Below are 17,400 nucleotides of genomic sequence, written 5' to 3' on the forward strand. Positions count from 1 at the left end.
CCGCTCAGCCGGCCAGCAGGTGCGAGACGCGCTTGGTGACGAGGTAGGCGTCGAGGCCCTCGGGGCCGCCCTCGCGGCCGTAGCCGCTGGCCTTGACTCCCCCGGACGGTGCCTCGTGGACCGATCCCCCGCAGTGGTTGATGGAGAGGATGCCGGCCTCGAACTCGCGGGTGAGGCGCTCGGCGGTGGCGGTGGAGCGGGTGAAGCCGTACGCGGCGAGGCCGTACGGGAGCGAGTTGGCGGTGCGCAGGGCGTCGTCGAGGTCGCTGAAAGCGACGATGGGCGCGATCGGGCCGAAGGGCTCCTCGGACATCAGCACCGCGTCGTCGGAGACCCCGGTGAGGACGGTGGGCGCGAAGAAGTACCCCGGGCGGTCGAGGCGTTCACCGCCGGTGCGCACCTTCGCGCCCTTCGCCACGGCGTCGGCGGTCAGGGCCTCGACGGCCTTCAGCCTGCGCTCGTTGGCGAGCGGGCCCATGGTGACGCCCTCGTCGAGCCCGTCGCCGACGACGACCGCCTCGGCTGCACGGACGAACTCCTCGGTGAACTCCTCCAGGAGGCTCTCGTGCACCAGGAAGCGGCTGGGCGAGGTGCAGACCTGACCGGCGTTGACGAACTTCGCGGCGGCGGCCCGACGGGCGGCGGCGACGGGGTCGGCGTCCTCGCACACGATGACCGGGGCGTGTCCGCCCAGCTCCATGAGGGACGGCTTCATCTCGGCGCCGGCGGCGGCCGACAGGAGTTTGCCGACCGGCACGGAGCCGGTGAAGGCGATCAGCCGGGTCGCCGGGTGCCTGATGAGGTGGTCGGAGACCTCGGCGGGCTCGCCGAACACCAGGTTGAGCACCCCTGCGGGTACACCGGCGTCCTCGAAGCAGCGGACCAGCCGCACGGCGGTGCCGGGGGTCTCCTCGGAGGCCTTGATGACGATGGAGCAGCCGGCGGAGAGCGCTGCGGCGATCTTGCGCATCGGCCCGCCCGCGGGGAAGTTCCACGGGGTGAAGGCGGCGACCGGGCCGACCGGCTGGCGGCGTACGGTCAGCAGCGTGCCCTGCTCGGAGGGGATCACCCGGCCGTAGGCACGGCGGGCGTCGTCGGCGTCCCAGCGCAGGGCTCCGGCGACGCGCGCGGCCTCGCCGCTCGCCTCGCGCAGCGGCTTGCCCTGCTCCAGGGTCATGGTCCGGCCGACCTCCTCGCTGCGGGAGACCAGCAGGTCGGCTGCCTTGTGGAGGATGGCCGTGCGCGCGGCGACCGGGGTGTCGCGCCAGGTCGCGAACCCCGCGGCCGCGGCCTCGGCGGCACGGTCGAGGTCGGCGACGGTGGCGAGCGGTACCTGTCCGAGCACCTCTTCGGTGGCCGGGTTCAGCACGGGCGCGGTCCTCCCGGTCCCGCCCTCGCACCACTCGCCTGCTATGTACATACCGATGGCGGGATAGTCATGGTTCGTCGTCATGGGTGCGTGTGCCCTCTCACGCTCGGCGGATGGGGTTGTCAGGAGGCGGGGTTCCCGGGCGTGTCACGGGAACTGCGCAGGGTCCAGATGTGGTGCGGCGGTGTGGTCTCGTGGACGCGCGTCCCGTAGGAGTCGTCGACCCGGTCCATGTCCGCGGCGTACTCCACGCGGCCTCCGCAGGGTGCATGGATGAACCGGAAGACGTTGGATCCGACGGTGTGCCGGCCGAGCCTGCGGGCCTCGGTCCATCCCTGGGCGATCATGTGGTTGCCGCCCTCGATGACGTCGTCGAAGCCGGGGACCTCGTAGGACACGTGGTTCACGCCGGCCCGGTCGGGGCGGTGGCACAGGAGAAAGTTGTGCTGGTCGTCGTCGCCCTCGCACTGCATGAAGGTGCCCATGGGCTTGACGATGTCGGTGGGCCGGAAGCCGAGGCGGTCGGTGTAGAACGCGACGGCCTGTTCCTGGCCCGCCTTCGGGATGTTGAGGGCGACATGGCACATGCGCAGCGGACGCACCCGGCCCACGGGCCCGAGCGACTCGTTCCAGCGGCGCACGCTGCCCGACACGTTGGGCCGGCGCACCTCGGGCACGGGCAGTTCGCGCGGCCGGGCGAGTGCGAGGCCCAGACCGAAGCCGGTCTCGTCGACGCTGTGGTGGGTCCCGTCCTCGGTGGTGACGACGGAGCGGTCGGCGGCGACGGCGGCCACGAGTGTCTCCAGCTCCTGCGGGGTGTCGACGCCCCAGACGACTTCCCGGATGGTGGGAGTGGTCTCCAGGGGCGCCGGCAGGGACGGGTCGGGTGTGGTGTCGAGGTGGAGGGTCTGTCCTGCGAGCGTCTCGAACGAGGCGCGTCCGCCGGTGCGGTCCACGAGTGCGAGGCCGAAATCCTCGAAGAAACGCACGCACTGATCGAGATCGTCGACTCCGTAGGTCACCGATTCGATTCTCTGGATTCCCATGAACTCCTCTTTTCCCGGACCGCGTTCGTCGACCTGCACGGATGCCGGCTCAGCTGATCGTAAATTTCCGCCGGGGGCGCCTCAACGGCCCCGGATGCCCTTATGCCGCAATCGCTGGTTGCGCACCCGGTCACATTCCCGGGTACGGCCGTTTCCCGTTCAGCTGGTGATGGCGGGAATGGGATTGCTGGAGAACCACTGGGTGAGGAAGTCCAGGAAGACGGTGACCTTCCGGGGGGTGTCCTGCCCGGGCCCGTAGATCGCGTAGAGGGGCCTGTCGGGCACCGCCAGCTCCGGGAGCAGCACCTGGAGCGCACCGGAGACGAGGTCGTCGTAGGCCGAACGCTGGGGCAGCAGCGCGATGCCGCGGCTGTGCACGGCTGCTTTCTGCAGGGCGATGTAGGAGTTCGACGAGAAGGCGACGTTCCGGATCTTGTGCAGCGTGCTCGCGTGTCCGTGGCCGATCCGCCAGACCGGGTCGTTCACATGGACGAGGCAGTCGTGGGCCGCGATGTCGTTCGGATGACCGAGGGTGCCGTGCCGTTCCAGGTATTCCTGGGAGGCGCACAGGACGAACGGCAGCGACGAGACTTTCTTGAGGCGGACACTGGAGTCGCGCAGATCTCTGGTGTGGAAGGCGACGTCGAATCCGCTGTCGAGGAAGTCGTAGGTCCGGTCGGACATTCCGCCCAGCTCGAAGCGCACCACTATCTTCGGATGCGCGGCGGAGAACGCGGCGATGGCGTCCCCCAGGTCCAGACTCCCGATCCACTTGGGGCAGATGATGCTGAGCGAGCCCTCCGCCCTGTCGTGGCGCTGCGCGATCGTGGAGTCCTCGGCCTCGATCTCCTCGAGTATGCGCGCGGAGAACTCCGCGTAGCGCAGGCCGGGTTCCGTGAGGCTCACGGAACGGGCCGTGCGGTTGACGAGGCGGACGCCGATCTGCCGTTCCAGTTCGGCCACGTGGCGCGAGACGAGCGATCCCGAGGAGCTCAGCAGTTTGGCGGCACCACTGAAGCTGCCTACGTTGGCGACGGTCACGAAGCTTCGCATGAGAAGCAGGCGGTCCATGTTTCCTCCGGCCCCGTCACGGCCGGAGGCGCCTCCGGCCGTGTCAGGTGAGATCGGTGCGGTTGAGCGTGGGGGCCCGGTTGCGGTGCGTACGGGTGAGCGTGGGGCTCCAGGTGCGGGTCGGACGAGGGGGGAGTCGGATCACGGGCGTGGGGCCCGGGCGGTCAGGACTTCTTCTCCTCGGCGGAGCAGTACTGGGGGGCACTGTTCACGTTGTCGGCCGTGATGAGGCTGATCGGCGTCATGGCGATCTTGTCGGTCTTCTTCTTGCCGAGCAATGAGATGGCGTTGGTGATGGCGATCTTTCCGGTCGTCATCGCGGAGTTGGCGACGGTCGCGGCGAAGCGTCCGTCCTTGACCGCGGCTACACCGCGGTCGGTCCCGTTGACCGTCACGATCTTCACGTCCGCCTTGGCGGCGGTGAACGCCTTGAGAGCGCCGAAGGCCATCTCCTCGTTCGCCACGAACGCGTACTTCATGTCCGGGTGGGCCTGGATCATGTTCTCGGCGACGTCCTGGGCCTTGGCCGCGTTGAACATGCCCGGCTGGTTCGCCACGACCTTCGCGGTGGCGGGCAGGGCCTTCGTGAAGCCGTTGACCAGCAGGTCGGATGCGGCTCCGGGTGCCCCGGCGATCACACCGACCTCGACGGCCCTGCCCGCCGCGTCCTTCTCGACGTAGCCGGCGTCCAGCTCGCCCACCTGCTTGAGGTCGACCACCACCGCTCCGAGGATGTCGGAGGGGTCGTCGGTCACCACGGAGGTCAGGAAGATGGGTATGTTCGCGCTCTTGGCCTTGGCGATATCCCCCTTGAGCGCGTCGACGTTGACCGTCTGCACGATGAGCGCGTCGACGTTGCGCGAGATCATGTCCTCGATGTTGGACAGCTCCGTACCCGGGTTCTGGTGGGAGTTGGCCGTGTAGAGCTTGGCGTCCTTCGCCTCGGCGGTTTCCTTGATGGATGCCTGGAGACACGTGTGGAACTCGGTGTCACCGCCGTTGACGAACCCCAGTGAGACCGACCCGTCGTCGGAAGCACCGGCACCGCAACCGCTCAGTACGAGAGCGAGTCCGGCGACAGAGGCGGCAGTGGCTCTGCGTGAACGGGCAGAAAGGGTCATGAGAGGGGCCTTTCGAAGCGTACGGGCGGGCGGTCAGTGAGGTGCGGACTTCTTGTGGAGCTGGTTGGCGATGGCCGCGACGAGCAGCACGGCGCCCACGGAGATCTGCTGGAAGTAGCTGGAGACCTGGAGGAGGTTGAGGGCGTTGGCGACGACGCCGAGCAGCACCACACCGAGGCAGGTGCCGATGACGGTGCCGTATCCGCCGGCGAGCATGGTGCCGCCGATCACGACCGAGGCCACCGCGGTCAGCTGCAGCTGGAGGCCGCCCGTTCCCGGGCTGCTCGCTCCGAGCCGGGACAGCAGCATGAGCCCGGCGAGGCCCGACAGCGCGCCGGCCAGACCGTAGAGCACCAGCTTCTGCCAGTTGACGTTGATGCCGCTGAGCCGGGCGACGTGTTCGTTGCCGCCGATCGCGAAGGCGTCCCGCCCGAAGACCGTGAACTTCATGATCAGGCCGACCACGGCCAGCACCAGGACGGCCACGATCAGGAGGTTCGGCAGGCCGAGCGTCTTCTCCGTACCCAGGGTGGACAGGTGCTCGCCGATGGAGACGCTGAGCCCGTTGAGCACCAGGAGTGCGACGCCGTCCAGGAGTGTGGCGGTGGCGAGGGTCGCGACGAAGGGAGCCACGTTGGTGTAGGTCACGACCAGGCCGTTGACGAGCCCGATCGCGGTGGCCAGCAGGAGCGACACGACCACGGTGAAGGTGGTCGACCTGCCACCTGCCAGGAACTGCGCGGCGACGGCGGTGGTGACGGCGGCGTTGCTTCCCATCGAGAAGTCCATGCCACCGGCCGTCATCAGCAGTGTGAGGCCGGCGGCGATGACGGCGACGACGCTGACCTGCCTGAGGACGTTGACCAGGTTGACGGACGTGGCGAACGAGTCGGTCTCCACTCCGGCGAACACGATGACGACGACCAGTACGGCGATCAGTCCTGCGTGCGGGAAGCCGCTCAGCGTACGGAAGGGACCCAGCTTCCGGGTGTCCTTCCTCGTCGTCGTGGTTCCGGGTGTCTCCGGCGGGGCTGTGGTGCTCATCGGGGTTGTCCTCCGAGGGCGGTGGCGACGAGTTCGTCGTGGGTGATGGCGTTGACGTCGTGCTCGGCGACCACACGGCCGGCGCTGACGACGATCACGCGGTCGGAGAGGCGCATGACCTCCTCGGCGGACGAGGAGGCGAGCAGGACGGCCACACCCCGGGAGGCGAGTTCGTCGATCAGTACGTGGATGTCGGCCATGGCTGCCACGTCGACACCGTTGGTGGGGTCTTCGAGGAAGCAGGCGACGGGCGAGGTCTCCAGCCACTTGGCCAGCAGGACCTTCTGCTGGTTGCCGCCGGAGAGGCTGCCGACCGCCGGGTTACGGGTCAGCGAGACCACCCCGTAGCTCTCGCGGCGCGGGGCGGCGCGGCGGGTCATGTCGGCCCAGCGCTGGAGCCGGCGCCCGGCCAGCCGGTCGGTGGCGAGCATGAGGTTCTCGTCCAGGGACAGTCCCGGTATGAGCCCCAGTGCGCGGCGGTCCCCGGTGACGCAGCGAAGGCCGCTGGCCAGGGAGCGCGAGACGCGGCCGAACGGCACGTCCGCGCCGCCCACCTCCAGCTGCCCGGCGTCAGGACGGCGCCGTCCGGACAGCAGGTCGAACAGCCGTGACTGCGCGTCCCCGGCCGGCCCGAGCACGCCGACGATCTCGCCCTTGCGGACCTGCACGCCGAAGTCGGCGATGTGCCGGCCATGGGACAGGCCCCGCACCGTGAGCGCGACCGTCCGCGCCGGCGCCGGCCGTTCGGGACGCCGGGACACCACGTCGCGGCCGGCCATGTGGCGGACGAGCCCGGCCGGATCGGTCCCCGAGGCGGGTCCGCTGTGGACCACGGCTCCGTCGCGGAGCACTGTGACGTGGTCCGCGATCGAGAGGACCTCGTCGATGTAGTGCGAGATGTAGACGACGGCGACGCCCTCGTCGCGCAGGGTCCGCACGAGGGCGCGGATCCGGTCCGCGGCCGCGGCGCCCAGGCAGGCGGTCGGCTCGTCCAGGATCAGGACCTTGCCGCCGCGCCGTACCTCACGGGCGACCTCGACCATGGTCTGTTCGGCGACGGTGAGTTCCCCGGCGGTCCGCTTCACGTCGATGTCGATGTTCAGGTCGAGCAGGGCCTTGCGGGCCTGGCGCTCGACGGACCTCCAGGACACCACGGAGCGGGAGGCGGGCAGGTCGCCGAGGAGGATGTTCTCGGCGACGGTCAGCGCCATCACCAGTTCGCGGCGTTGCGGGACCGTCGAGATGCCGAGCTGACGGGCCTTGCGCGGGGTCAGCCCCGACTGGCTCGTGCCGCCGATCTCGATCGTGCCGCCGTCCCCCTGGTGCGCCCCCGACAGGAGCTGGACGAGGGTGGACTTGCCGGCGCCGTTCATGCCCATCAGGGCGTGGACCTCACCGGGGCGGATGTCCAGGGAGACGCCTCGGAGTGCAACGGCCCCGCCGAAGCGCTTGGTGAGGTCGCGCAGGCGGACCACCGGCTCCACGGCCGGGCGGTCCACCGTGCCGGTGATCCCGGGAGCTGCCGTGGTGTACATGCCCTCGCTCCCTTTCGTACGTGGCTCGGGGCGGGCTGTCATGGCCGGGTCCGGTCCCCGCCGCCGGTGACGTGCTCGAAGCCGCGGATGTCGGGGAACGGGGGGCGGCGGTCGGCCTGGAGGTCGACCTGGAAGGCGTTCAGGCACATGCCGAGCATCGTGAAGTTGCCCAGGGAGCCGATGGCGTCGACCAGCCCCTGCGAACCGAAGTGCTTGTGGGCACGGGCGAAGGTGTCGTCGGAGACGAAGTGGGTCTCCAGGAGTTCCTGGCAGAACGCGTGGAAGGCGGTGTCGGCCTCGTCGGCGAACTCGGGCTCCCGGCGTTCCGCGATGGCCTCGACGGCCTCCGCGGGGATGCCGGCCTCGACGGCCGCGGTGACGTGTGCGTTCCAGGAGTACTGCGCGTCGAAGTGACGCGCCGCCATCAGCAGGGTCAGTTCCCGCAGGTGCTTCGGCAGGCTCGATTCGAAACGTACGAAGGCACCGAGCGATTCCACCCGCTCGCAGAGCTCGGGGCTCTGCAGCCACACCCGGAACGGCCCGCGGACGCCGCCGCGGCGTGCCGTGATCCTTGCGTGGAGTTCCTGCTGATGCTCGTTCATCTCTTCGGCGGCGAGTACGGGGATTCGCATGGGCGTTGCCTGCCTTTCGTTAGGTGACACGAGCGGATCGACCGTGTAACGGGAGCCGACCGTACCCCCGGGCCGCCGAGGCTCACCCTCCTCGGAATGCAAGGTAAAGCTGCACGCCGGATGCCTCTCATCCACCTCCCGGGCGCCTAACGTCTGACGACGCACCGACGTCGAAAGGACCTCCGCATGACCGTTATCATCAAGACCGCTTCCGTCCGCCTGCTGGACCGGGGAGGCGCGATCGTGACGACCCCTCTGGTCACGACCCCGGCGTCGAACGGCGAGAACCTGATCACCAGCGGGATGAGCGTGTACCCGGTGGGATCAGGGGCGCCGATGCACTCGCACAACTGCGACGAGCACGTGACGGTCCTGGAGGGCGAGGCGGAGGTGCTGGTGGAGGGGGAGGTGACCCGTCTCGAGCGCTTCGACACCACATACATCCCCTCCCCGATACCGCATCTCTTCCGGAACGTCGGCGACACACCGCTGCGCATCCTGTGGGTCTACACCTCGGGAACGGTCACCCGGACGTTCACCGAGACCGGCGTGACGGTGGAACACCTCTCGGCGGCCGACCAGATGGCCTGACCCCCGGCCCGGCTTCCTGGCGGTGACCGTAATCGCCCGAAGTGGATGTCGGCAAGATCTGGCATGAGATTGTTGACTGTGTATTTCCGCGGGGCACCGGGGCCGGCCGCGTCGGGAAGTTCCCAGGTCAGCCGGTGATCCCCGGCAGGCCGGGCGCCACATGGCCCCGTACGCGCCGGAGGCGGCGCCCGCCCTGCCCCGGGGCCGACATGCGGTGCCGCCCTCAGGGCGAGCCCTCGGCCCCTCGCTCCCGCGTCAGCGCACTCCGCGGGTGCGGTACTGGACGCTGATCCGTGGCCCCCGGGCGTGGGCGGTCTTGGGGATCGCGTGCTGCCAGGTGCGCTGGCAGGAGCCGCCCATGACGATGAGGTCGCCGTGGCCCAGCGGCCGGCGCACGGTCTCGCCGCCCCGGCAGGGGCGCAGGAGCAGATCGCGCGGGGCGCCGAGGGAGAGGATCGCCACCATCGTGTCCTCGTGCGAGCTGCGTCCGGTCAGGTCTCCGTGCCAGGCGACGCTGTCGCGCCCGTCCCGGTAGTAGCAGAGCCCGGCGGTGGTGAAGGGTTCGCCCAGCTCGTCCCCGTAGTGGGAGGACAGCGCGTCGCGGGCCTCGTCCAGCACGGGGTTCGGCAGTGTGTCCTCCGCGCGGTAGAACGCGAGCAGCCGGGGCACGTCGACCGTCCGGTCGTACATCTGCCGGCGCTCGGCCCGCCAGGGCACTTCCTCCGCGAGCTCGGCGAAGAGCTCGTCGGCGCCGCTCAGCCAGCCCGGCAGCAGGTCGATCCACGCCCCGTCGCCGAGGACCGTCCTGCGCAGCCCCGTGAGCGGACCGAGGCGCGGCCGGTCGGCCTGGTCGAACAGCGAACCCTGGAGATGAGCGGACATGGGGACAAGTCTACCCCGCGATTAGAACAAACGTTCTTATTGACAGGTCTCACGGACGGCCGGGCCCGGCAGCCCGCCCCGGTCGCAGCAGCCAGGGATCGGCCATAAGCTGCCGAGGCCGGAGGTACGGCCGCGATGGGCCTGACCAGGACTTCCGCTCCGCACGGCAGCCGGACCTCCCGTATCCGCCCGTACCCGGGAGGACAGCGACCGGCGGAAACCCGGAGCACTGACCTGCGCACGGGTGGGCAGGAGAGCGGCGACGCCGCAGGCGCTCGTACGGGCGGGCGGCGGCACGGCAGACCTCAAGGGAAGGAGCGGCCCGATGCCGGAACAAGGACGCGGTGACGACGTCTACCAGCCCGATCATTCGGACGTGGACAACCCGCCGACGGACGACCTCGACCCGGAGAACGTGATCGACGAGCCCGACCTCGACGACATGCTGGACACCGGGTACTCCCCTCCGGAGAAGCCCCTGGGCGTGTCGAAGTTCGGCACGACCGGCGAGGAGCAGAGGGAGGGCGAGTCCCTGGACGGCCGCCTCGCACAGGAGGTGCCCGAGGAGGACCCGCTGCGGGCCGACGACGGGCCGGAGGACAACGGCCCGGAGGAGGAGGACGCCGGGGACGAGCGTGCCGGACGCGTCGCCACCACGGACGAGGACCCCGGAGCCGTACGCAACAACAGGGTGCTGGGCCGGGACGTCGGCATCGACGGAGGCGCGGCCTCCGCCGAGGAGGCAGCCGTCCACATCCAGGACGACGACGGGGCCTGAGCGCCGGACCCCCGCCGATCAGTGGATCGCGGGCCACGACCGGTGGACCGCGCGCAGGACACAGGAAAGGTGACACCCGATGACCGACAACGGCACGAAGCAGCGCAAGGTACTGGCCGTCGTCACCAACTACGGCGTGGAGCAGGACGAGCTCGTGGTGCCTCTCGAACACCTCCGCGGTGCGGGAGTCCAGGTGGACGTCGCGGCCGTGTCGATGGACGACATCGTGACGCTGGTCGGCGACAAGGATCCCGGGAAGAGCGTCCGTCCCGACCTCACGCTGGACGACGCCGACCCCGCGGAGTACGACCTGCTGCTCATCCCGGGCGGCACCCTGAACGCCGACACCCTCCGGCTCCAGGGCGCCACCACCGGGATCGTCCGCTCCTTCACGGACTCCGGCCGCCCGGTGGCGGCCATCTGCCACGGCCCCTGGGCGGTGGTCGAGGCGGACGTGCTCACGGGCAAGCGGCTGACCTCCTACGCCTCGCTGCGGACCGACATCCGCAACGCGGGGGGCGAGTGGACCGACGAACCGGTCGTGACGGACGGCTCCGGCGGCTGGACGCTGATCACCTCACGCAACCCGGGTGACCTGGAACCGTTCGTCCAGGAGATCCGTACGGCCCTCGCGGGGTGAGCCCGACGACCGCTGCCGCACACCTTCGTGGCGGGGCGGCCGGATGTGCGGGAACACCGGCCCGGCGGCGGCCCCGCCGATAGGGTTCCGGTCATGGACAGCAGTGCGGTCACGGAACTGGTCGAGAAGTACATCGCGGTCTGGAACGAAACGGACGAAGGCGTGCGGCGGGCCCTGCTCGACGAGATCTTCACCCCGGACGGCACCTACGTCGATCCGATGGTGGAGGCCGACGGCATGGCGGCGATCGACTCGTACATCGCCGCTTCCCAGCAGAACTTCCCCGGGATGCTCTTCACCCACGGGCCGGTGCTGACCCACCACGACACCGCCCACTTCCCGTGGGAGCTGGGCCCCGCGGGTGAGGAACCGGCGGTGAGCGGATACGACGTCGCGGTCTTCGAGGGCGGCCGGATCAGCCGACTGTACGGCTTCTTCAACGGGTTCTGACTGAGCGGCCGGCACCCTCAGGCGCGGACGAGGGCCAGCAGTCCGTCGCGCAGCGTCCGCATGGTGTGCGGGTCACGGGCCTCGGCGTTGAGGCGCAGGAGCGGCTCGGTGTTGGAGGGGCGGAGGTTGAACCACCAGTCCGAGCCGCTCACGGTGAGGCCGTCGAGTTCGTCGAGGGTGACGCCGGGCCGTCCGCTCCAGGCCGTACGGACCGCGGCGAGACGGCCCGCCACGTCGTCGACCGTGGAGTTGACCTCTCCGGACGCGGCGTACCGGTCGAAGCCGCGGGTGAGGGCCGACAGGGTGCCGTCCTGTCCGCCCAGTGCCGCGAGGACGTGCAGCGCGGCGAGCATGCCGGTGTCGGCGTTCCAGAAGTCGGCGAAGTAGTAGTGCGCGGAGTGCTCGCCGCCGAAGACGGCGCCGGTGCGGGCCATCTCGGCCTTGATGAAGGAGTGGCCGACGCGGGTGCGCACAGGGGTGCCGCCCGCCTCGCGGATCACCTCGGCCACGGTGCGCGAGGTGATCAGGTTGTGCAGAACCGTCGCGCCGGGCCTGCGGGCGAGTTCGCGGGAGGCGACGAGCGCGGTGACCGCGGACGGCGACACCGGTTCGCCGCGTTCGTCGACGACGAAGCAACGGTCGGCGTCGCCGTCGAAGGCGAGGCCGAGGTCGGCGCCCTCGGCCAGGACGCGGGCCTGGAGGTCCACGAGGTTGGCCGGGTCGAGCGGGTTGGCCTCGTGGTTCGGGAAGCTGCCGTCGAGCTCGAAGTACATCGGTACGACGTCGAGCGGAAGGTCCGCGAGGACGGTCGGGACGGTGTGGCCGCCCATGCCGTTGCCGGCGTCCACGACCACCTTGAGCGGTCGGATCGCCCCCAGGTCGACGAGCGTGCGCAGGTGCCTGGCGTACTCCTCCAAGGTGTCGTGCCGCGTGACGACGCCCGCCCGGTCGGGGGACGGTGAGGGCCCGCCGGTGTCCGTCCACCGCTCGACGAGCGTGCGGATCTCGGCGAGTCCGCTGTCCTGGCCGATCGGCGCGGCGCCGGCGCGGCACATCTTGATGCCGTTGTAGCGGGCGGGGTTGTGCGACGCGGTGAACATCGCGCCCGGCAGACCGAGCGCGCCGGAGGCGTAGTAGAGCTGGTCCGTCGAGCAGAGGCCGGTCTCGGTGACGTCCGCACCCTGCGCGACGGCCCCGCGCGCGAAGGCCCGCGCGAGACCCGGCGACGTGGCGCGCATGTCGTGTCCGGTCACGAGCGCCCTGGCCCCGGTGACCTGGACGAACGCGGCGCCGAACAGCTCCGCCGTCGACTCGTCCCACGCGTCGGGGACGATGCCGCGCACGTCGTACGCCTTGACGAGCCCGGACAGGTCGGTGCGGGGGGCGGGGTCAGTGGGCGCGGCCATGGCCGTCTCCTTCGTGGTGCTGCGGATCAGGCGTGTCGAGGAACCACAGGGCGGTGTCGGGCGGGATCGCGTCGCCGTCGAGGGGGCCGCTGGCCAGCACCGGGCGGCCCCGCACGCGGAGTTCGGCCTGGGTCAGTGGCCGGTTCCCGAGGTTGACGACGCAGGTCAGCGCGGAGCGGCGGAAGGCGAGATACGGGTCCCCGGGCGCCGAGTACCAATGGGGCGTTGCCGTCGGGTCGGGCGCGGGGTGGGCGCGGCGCAGCCGGAGCGCTTCGCGGTACAGGGTGAGCGTGGAGGCGGGGTCGTGTTCCTGGGCGGCGACGGTGTAGGGCGCCCAGTCGTCCGGCTGCGGCAGCCAGGTGCGGTCGGGGCCGGCGGTGGTGAATCCGTACGGGGCACGGTCGCCGGACCACGGCAGGGGCACCCGGGAACCGTCGCGGCCCCGGTCGGTGTGGCCGGAGCGTTCCCACAGCGGGTCGCGGATGCGGTCGTCGGGGACGGTGGCCTGCGGCAGGCCGAGCTCCTCGCCCTGGTAGAGGTAGGCGGAGCCGGGCAGGGCGAGCATGAGCAGGGCCGCGGCCCGTGCGCGGGCCGGGGAGCCGAGGCGGGTCACCGGCCGGACCGCGTCATGGCTGGAGAGCAGCCAGGTGACGGCCCCGCCGCCGGGCGCGGAGAGCGAGGCGTCGATGACGCGGCGCAGCTCGGCCGGGTCCCAGGCGGCCTCCAGGAACGCGAAGTTGAAGGCCTGGTGCATCTCGTCGGGCCGGGTGTAGCGCGCCAGCCTGGCCGGGTCGAACACGGCGGACTCGGCAACCATGACCCGCTCGCGCGGGGGCACCGCGCCGGGCGGCGCGGGGTGGGTGTCGAGCAGGGTGCGCCACTCCCGGTACAGCGGGTGCAGCTCCTCCTGGTCGTAGTACGGCATGAGGTGGTTGCGCAGCGGGTCGCGGTGCTGTCCGGGGCCGGCGTCGGGCAGGCCCTCCGCCTTGAACAGGGCGTGCGCGACGTCCACGCGGAAGCCGTCGACGCCCCGGTCGAGCCAGTACCGCAGGACGCCCTCGAAAGCCGTACGCACCTCGGGCGCGCGCCAGTCGAGGTCGGGCTGCTCGGGCGCGTGCAGATGGCAGTACCACGCGCCGTCGGCCACCCGGGTCCAGGCCGGCCCGCCGAAGGCCGACTGCCAGTCGTTGGGCGGGAGTTCACCGTCGGCGCCACGGCCTTCGCGGAACAGGTAGCGTCCGCGCGCGGCGGATCCGGGCCCCGCCGCGAGCGCCTCCTGGAACCAGGGGTGCCGGTCGGAGGTGTGGTTGGGCACGAGGTCGACGATGAGCTTGAGCCCCAGGCTGTGGGCGCGGGCGGTGAGCCGGTCGAAGTCCTCGGAGCTGCCGAGGTCGGCGGCGACCCCGGTGTGGTCGGCGATGTCGTACCCGCCGTCGGCGAGCGGCGAGGGGTAGAACGGGGTGATCCACACGGCGTCCGCGCCGAGTTCGGCGATGTGGCCGAGCCGGGCCGTGGCACCGGCGAGGTCGCCGGTCCCGTCGCCGTCCGAGTCGGCGAAGGCACGCGGGTACAGCTCGTAGCAGACGGCGTCCTGCCACCAGCTCATGAGGACTCCTGGGGGTGGTACGTGGTGCCCGGGGCGGGCACGGGCTGTTCGATGCCGGTGTCGGCGGCCAGCGTGGCGGCCTCGGCGACGGCGACGGCGGTGAGGCCGGCGACGGCGTCGGCGACCGGGGTGGAGCCGTCGCGCGCCACGCGGACCAGGTCGGCGACGGCGGCGCGCACGCTCTCGCTGTAGACGTGCGGTTTGCGGGGTTCGCCGCCGAGGTCGAGGACGGCGCGTACGTGGTGGGGCACGACCCGTGTCTCTCCGCGTCCGCGCGCCGGGGTGGCGGGGCCGGCGTCCCTTTCGACGGTGACCGAGACGCGTTCGCCGCCGTGCGGACGGAAGCCGTCCACGTGCAGCAGCGCATCGGCCCGTGCGGGCAGCCGCTCCCAGGCCTCGGCGCCCTGCTCGTCGGTCCAGGCCGAGATCTCGGCGCGTACCGGGATCCAGCCCTCGATCCTGGTCTCGGCGAATCCGTGGTCCAGGCGCATCAACTGGCGTTCGCAGCGGTGCGCGTGGGTGAAGGAGTGCAGGTGGGAGGCGAGGACACCGCCCGGGTGGAGGACGTCGGCGCTGACCATGTCGACGGGCCCGCCCGGCCGTCGTACGGCGGTCGCCCGCACGCTGACCGGGTCGGAGCCCAGCAGGGCGCGCGCCGCGTCGAAGAAGTGCACGCCGTGCTCGACGAAGATGCCGCCGCTGTGCGCCCGGTCCCAGAACCAGTGGTCGGGGCCGAGGTCCTGGTCGGAGGCGTCGTTCTCGAACAGGAAGCGGCGCGGGGCGGCGAGCAGCCCCTGCGCGGTGAGCCGTTCCACGGCCCGCAGCAGCGGGTTGTAGCGCAGGACGTGGTCGACGACCAGGGCGCGCCCGGCGCGTTCGGCCTCGCGGGCCACGGCGCGGGCGTCCAGCGCCGTGGTGGCGAGCGGCTTCTCGCAGAACACGTGCCGGCCGGCGCGCAACGCGGCCGTGGCCATCGCGGCGTGCGCGGCCGGCGGTGTGGCGATGGCGACGGCCCCCACGTCCTCGCGCTCCAGCAGCTCCTCCAGGGAGCCGAGCGCGGGCACGCCGTGCCGTTCGCCGAGCGCCTTCGCCCGTACGGGGTCGGGGTCGGCGACAGCGGTCGGGCGGAGCCCGGGCAGGCCGGCCACGGCGTCCAGGACGTACGCCCCGAAGCCTCCGCAGCCGACCAGTCCGAGGCCGAGGGGGGCCGTCGCGTGGGTCATGCCGTGCGCTCCAGGAGGGCGACGCCGATGTGCGCGTCGGCCATGCCGTAGAAGACGTACAGCTCTCCGTCGATCTCCTCGATCGCGGTCGGGAAGACGACGTTGGGGACGGTGCCCGCGCGCTCCTCCTCGGTCTCGGGCGCCATCAGCGGCTCCTCGGAGCGGGCCAGGACCTTGGCGGGGTCGGCCGGGTCGAGGATCATCGCGCCGGCCGCGTAGGACACGGTCTGGTTCTGCGCGAAGGGGTCCTCGATGTGGCCGGAGACGCCGTGGTGGATGAGGAGCCAGCCCTCGGGCACGCGGACCGGGGCGGGTCCTCCGCCGATCTTCAGGTCCTCCCACGGGTGCTCGGACAGGGCGACGAGCCGGTGGTCGCGCGGGCGGACCAGGGCGCGGATGTCGGCCTCGACCTCGGCGACGGGCACGTACGAGATCCAGATGCCGGGCCGTTCGTCGGTGATTCCGGCGGGCAGGTGGACGCCCTCGCCGGGCCGGAACCAGCCGAGGTCCCACATCGGGCGGTGCAGCATCGCGTACGCGGGTTCGCCGTCCGGGCCGGGGACGGGCTCCGGGAAGTGGACGACGTCCTTGTTCGGGAAGAGGTTGAGGTCGGTGTCGAGGTCCGGCTGGTAGGCGAACTGCACCGGCCCGAGGCGGGTCCACGTGGTCAGGTCGTCGGACACGGCGAGCGCCGGCTTGGGGCCGAGCGGCCCGTAGGCGACGTACGACATGACGTGCTTGCCGAGCGAGGGGATCCAGGTGATGCGCGGGTCCTCGACGCCGGCGTTGTTCTTGCCGCGCTCCCAGCCCTCGTCGGGCGAGAGGACGACTCCACGCCGCTCGACGCCGCTGGGGACGCCGTCGGTGAAGGTGACCTCGGCGAGGCCGACGCGGGACACGTTGCCCTCGGCGACCAGGCGCGGCAGCAGGTGGAGACGGCCGTCGGGGGTGCGTCCCGACGCGGGGTTGAGGACTCCTTCGGCCTCGTTCGCCTCGCCGGGCAGCGGGGACATGATCAGGCCCTTGCGTACCAGGCGGTAGGGGATGCGGGGGGTGGCGCCGGTGGTGCTCATACGGGGAATCAGCCCTTTGTCGCGGAGTCGATGTCGGTCGAGGTGAAGTGGCGCTGGAACAGGAGGAACAGCGCCACGGCGGGGGCGGCCAGCACACATGCGCCGGCCAGCAGGGCGCCGGTCGGGTTGGCGACCGTGCCCTGGAGGTTGGACAGGAAGCTGGCCAGGGAGACGGCCAGCGGCTGCATGTCGGCGTCCTTGGTGACGAGGAACGGCCACAGGAACTCGTTCCACGGTCCGATGAAGGTCAGCAGCATCGCGGTCAGTACGGCGGGCCGCGCCATCGGCAGCGCGACCTTCCACAGGATGCGCAGTTCGCCCGCGCCGTCGAGGCGGGCGGCCTCGAAGAGGGACTGCGGCAGTTGGAGGAAGAACTGGCGGAAGAGGAACACGGCCGTCGAGTTGATCGCGAACGGAAGGATCATCCCGATGTAGTTGTCGCCCAGTCCGTAGTCGCGGACCACCAGGACGTAGAGCGGCAGCGTCAGGAGCTGGAAGGGCACCATCTGCACGAGCAGCAGCGAGGCGAAGACGGTCCCCCGGCCGCGGAAGTGCAGCTGGGCCAGCGCGTATCCGGCGAGCACCCCGAAGACGAGGGTGCAGAGCAGGACGCCGATCGTCATGATCCCGGAGTTGAGCAGGGACCGGCCCAGCGAGATCGCGCCGTTGACGGCCGTGTAGCTGCTGCCGGTCAGACCGCTGGGGACGGCGGAGGACAGGTCGCCCGTCGTCGTGCTCCGCAGCGAGCCGACGACCATGTAGTAGAAGGGGAAGAGGAAGGCGACCGCGCCGAGCGAGAGAACGGTGTACTTGAGGGCCGTCCCCCCGGACCGGCGCGAGCGGCCGGCCGTGGGCGGGGCCTGTGTGACCGGAGCGCCCGTGGCAGGTGTGTCGGCGAGCGGGGTGTCGGTGGCCGGGTTCGAGGCGCTCATG

17 protein-coding genes are annotated in these 17,400 nt (G+C 71.2%); 4 read left to right on the top strand and 13 right to left on the bottom strand.

The annotated features are described in order from the left end of the window. Window positions 1-4: 4 nt before the first annotated feature. The 7 genes from ACIRD8_RS26170 to ACIRD8_RS26200 all read right to left on the bottom strand — a co-directional run bounded on the left by ACIRD8_RS26170 (window position 5) and on the right by ACIRD8_RS26200 (window position 7,818). Window positions 5-1,453, bottom strand: coding sequence for an NAD-dependent succinate-semialdehyde dehydrogenase (locus ACIRD8_RS26170; protein WP_403996264.1), 1,449 nt, complete (start codon window positions 1,451-1,453; stop codon window positions 5-7). Between the two features lie 38 nt (window positions 1,454-1,491). Continuing rightward, window positions 1,492-2,415, bottom strand: coding sequence for a VOC family protein (locus ACIRD8_RS26175; RefSeq protein ID WP_403996267.1), 924 nt, complete (start codon window positions 2,413-2,415; stop codon window positions 1,492-1,494). Window positions 2,416-2,574: 159 nt separating this feature from the next. Beyond that, on the bottom strand, window positions 2,575-3,486 hold the full coding sequence (locus tag ACIRD8_RS26180; RefSeq protein ID WP_403996270.1) for a LysR family transcriptional regulator: 912 nt from the start codon (window positions 3,484-3,486) through the stop codon (window positions 2,575-2,577). A gap of 164 nt (window positions 3,487-3,650) precedes the next feature. Further along, window positions 3,651-4,607 (bottom strand): sugar ABC transporter substrate-binding protein, encoded by a 957-nt coding sequence (locus ACIRD8_RS26185; protein WP_403996273.1) that lies wholly within the window; start codon window positions 4,605-4,607, stop codon window positions 3,651-3,653. A 33-nt stretch (window positions 4,608-4,640) separates the two neighbouring features. Beyond that, the gene (locus ACIRD8_RS26190) at window positions 4,641-5,651 is read right to left on the bottom strand and encodes an ABC transporter permease (RefSeq protein ID WP_403996276.1); all 1,011 of its coding nucleotides are present in this window, start codon (window positions 5,649-5,651) and stop codon (window positions 4,641-4,643) included. Next, the gene (locus tag ACIRD8_RS26195) at window positions 5,648-7,186 is read right to left on the bottom strand and encodes a sugar ABC transporter ATP-binding protein (RefSeq protein ID WP_403996282.1); all 1,539 of its coding nucleotides are present in this window, start codon (window positions 7,184-7,186) and stop codon (window positions 5,648-5,650) included. The genes ACIRD8_RS26190 and ACIRD8_RS26195 overlap by 4 nt, the downstream gene beginning before the upstream one ends. Before the next feature lie 38 nt (window positions 7,187-7,224). Continuing rightward, the gene (locus ACIRD8_RS26200; protein WP_403996285.1) at window positions 7,225-7,818 is read right to left on the bottom strand and encodes a carboxymuconolactone decarboxylase family protein; all 594 of its coding nucleotides are present in this window, start codon (window positions 7,816-7,818) and stop codon (window positions 7,225-7,227) included. A gap of 186 nt (window positions 7,819-8,004) precedes the next feature. On the opposite strand from ACIRD8_RS26200, the gene ACIRD8_RS26205 reads away from it, so the two are divergent. Then, complete coding sequence (locus tag ACIRD8_RS26205) at window positions 8,005-8,409, top strand: cupin domain-containing protein (protein ID WP_403996287.1); 405 nt, start codon at window positions 8,005-8,007, stop codon at window positions 8,407-8,409. A gap of 255 nt (window positions 8,410-8,664) precedes the next feature. On the opposite strand, the gene ACIRD8_RS26210 is transcribed toward ACIRD8_RS26205, so the two are convergent. After that, complete coding sequence (locus tag ACIRD8_RS26210) at window positions 8,665-9,291, bottom strand: alpha-ketoglutarate-dependent dioxygenase AlkB (protein WP_403996290.1); 627 nt, start codon at window positions 9,289-9,291, stop codon at window positions 8,665-8,667. Window positions 9,292-9,616: 325 nt separating this feature from the next. On the opposite strand from ACIRD8_RS26210, the gene ACIRD8_RS26215 reads away from it, so the two are divergent. The 3 genes from ACIRD8_RS26215 (at window position 9,617) to ACIRD8_RS26225 (ending at window position 11,159) form a co-directional block, all read left to right on the top strand. Then, window positions 9,617-10,069 carry a DUF5709 domain-containing protein gene (locus tag ACIRD8_RS26215; protein ID WP_403996293.1) on the top strand — a complete coding sequence of 151 codons (453 nt, stop codon included), beginning with the start codon at window positions 9,617-9,619 and terminating at the stop codon, window positions 10,067-10,069. Window positions 10,070-10,148: 79 nt separating this feature from the next. Next, entirely contained in the window at window positions 10,149-10,709 is a 561-nt protein-coding gene (locus tag ACIRD8_RS26220) for a DJ-1/PfpI/YhbO family deglycase/protease (RefSeq protein WP_403996296.1), read from the top strand. Window positions 10,710-10,802: 93 nt separating this feature from the next. Further along, complete coding sequence (locus ACIRD8_RS26225) at window positions 10,803-11,159, top strand: nuclear transport factor 2 family protein (protein WP_403996299.1); 357 nt, start codon at window positions 10,803-10,805, stop codon at window positions 11,157-11,159. A gap of 17 nt (window positions 11,160-11,176) precedes the next feature. Here ACIRD8_RS26225 and ACIRD8_RS26230 read toward each other — a convergent pair whose 3' ends face one another. The 5 genes from ACIRD8_RS26230 to ACIRD8_RS26250 are packed head-to-tail and all read right to left on the bottom strand — an operon-like array spanning window position 11,177 to window position 17,399. Then, a complete protein-coding gene (locus ACIRD8_RS26230; RefSeq protein ID WP_403996302.1) occupies window positions 11,177-12,565 on the bottom strand; it encodes a phosphomannomutase/phosphoglucomutase in 1,389 nt (462 codons plus the stop codon). Continuing rightward, a complete protein-coding gene (locus tag ACIRD8_RS26235) occupies window positions 12,549-14,171 on the bottom strand; it encodes an alpha-amylase family glycosyl hydrolase (protein WP_403996305.1) in 1,623 nt (540 codons plus the stop codon). Before ACIRD8_RS26235 ends, ACIRD8_RS26230 begins: the two co-directional genes overlap by 17 nt. After that, complete coding sequence (locus ACIRD8_RS26240; protein ID WP_403996308.1) at window positions 14,168-15,394, bottom strand: Gfo/Idh/MocA family protein; 1,227 nt, start codon at window positions 15,392-15,394, stop codon at window positions 14,168-14,170. The genes ACIRD8_RS26235 and ACIRD8_RS26240 overlap by 4 nt, the downstream gene beginning before the upstream one ends. After that, window positions 15,391-16,467, bottom strand: a complete 1,077-nt coding sequence (locus ACIRD8_RS26245; protein WP_403996311.1) for a glycosidase — start codon at window positions 16,465-16,467, stop codon at window positions 15,391-15,393. The genes ACIRD8_RS26240 and ACIRD8_RS26245 overlap by 4 nt, the downstream gene beginning before the upstream one ends. 8 nt (window positions 16,468-16,475) lie before the next feature. Further along, complete coding sequence (locus tag ACIRD8_RS26250) at window positions 16,476-17,399, bottom strand: carbohydrate ABC transporter permease (protein WP_403996314.1); 924 nt, start codon at window positions 17,397-17,399, stop codon at window positions 16,476-16,478. Between the last annotated feature and the right edge of the window lies 1 nt (window position 17,400).

This window comes from Streptomyces sp. NPDC102451 (genome assembly GCF_044765485.1).
Lineage (GTDB): Bacteria > Actinomycetota > Actinomycetes > Streptomycetales > Streptomycetaceae > Streptomyces.